This is a genomic window from [Mycobacterium] manitobense (assembly GCF_025821665.1).
In the GTDB taxonomy this organism is placed as follows: domain Bacteria; phylum Actinomycetota; class Actinomycetes; order Mycobacteriales; family Mycobacteriaceae; genus Mycobacterium; species Mycobacterium arseniciresistens.
Window position 1 is genome coordinate 1 of record NZ_JACKSJ010000243.1, and the last position, 1,090, is coordinate 1,090.

Below are 1,090 nucleotides of genomic sequence, written 5' to 3' on the forward strand. Positions count from 1 at the left end.
GCCTCGCGTCGGCGGCGGTAGCCATGGCGCTGCTGGCCCCGGCCGCCGTGGCGGTCGCGGGTGTGATCGTGGGAGGCACTCTGGCGATCCGGCGTCGCGGGCGCGGTGCCCAGCGCCGGCGGTCCGCGGAATCGGCTGCGCTGCAGGCGGCGCTCGACGTGCTCGCCGGTGAACTGCGGGCCGGTGCCCACCCCGTCGCCGCATTCGGCGTCGCGGCTGCCGAGGCCGACGAGGCAGTGGCGCCTGCGCTCCGGGCGGTGGCGGCCCGGGCCCGCCTCGGCGCCGACGTGGCGGCGGGACTGCACAGCGTCGCCGCTCGGTCATCCCTGCCGGGACACTGGGACCGGGTCGCGGTGAGCTGGCGGCTGGCGCAGACACACGGTCTGGCCATCGCCACCCTGATGCGGGCGGCGCAACGCGATGTCGCTGAGCGGCAGCGGTTCTCGGCGCGGGTGAACGCGGGGATGGCGGGTGCACGCACCACCGCGACGATGCTGGCCTGTCTGCCCGTGCTCGGCATCGGCCTCGGCCAGCTCATCGGCGCCGAGCCCGTCCGCTTCCTGCTGTCCGTCGGGCCGGGTGGCTGGCTGCTGGTGATCGGGGTCTCGCTGGGCTGCGCGGGTCTGCTGTGGTCGGACCGCATCACCGCGGGGGTCGTCGCGTGAGCTGGGCGGCGATACTGTTGGCGGTCGCCGTGTTCATCGCCGCCGATCCACTGCGGGTGCGCGCCCGCGCGGGCGTGGCCGCGCCGCCCATGACACGGCGCCGCTCCTCGCCGGCCACCGAGACCGATCCGCTGGCCGCGGCCTCGAGCTTCGACGTGCTCGCGGCGTGCCTGTCGTCGGGCATGGCGGTGTCCACCGCGGCGGCGGCGACCGCGCCGACCGCGCCACCCGCCCTGGCGGCCGTCCTCTCCCGCGCGTCGGATCTGCTGGCGCTCGGCGCCGATCCCGCGACGGCGTGGTCGCACACCGGTCCGGAGCCCAATCCGCACACCAAGGCGCTGTTGCGCCTGGCGCGACGGTCGGCGTCGTCGGGTGCCGCGCTGGCGCAGGGCGTCGCCGAGCTGGCCGTCGAGTCCCGCAGCGCC

Annotated in this window: 2 protein-coding genes; both read left to right on the forward strand. The window is 77.0% G+C overall.

Features of this window, described 5'->3' with window-relative positions:
• The first annotated feature begins 23 nt into the window (after positions 1–23).
• Positions 24–665 (forward strand): type II secretion system F family protein, encoded by a 642-nt coding sequence (locus tag H7I41_RS26795; RefSeq protein ID WP_264015678.1) that lies wholly within the window; start codon positions 24–26, stop codon positions 663–665.
• On the forward strand, positions 662–1,090 hold a 429-nt coding region (locus H7I41_RS26800; protein WP_264015677.1), incomplete at its 3' end, for a type II secretion system F family protein. The genes H7I41_RS26795 and H7I41_RS26800, both read left to right, overlap by 4 nt.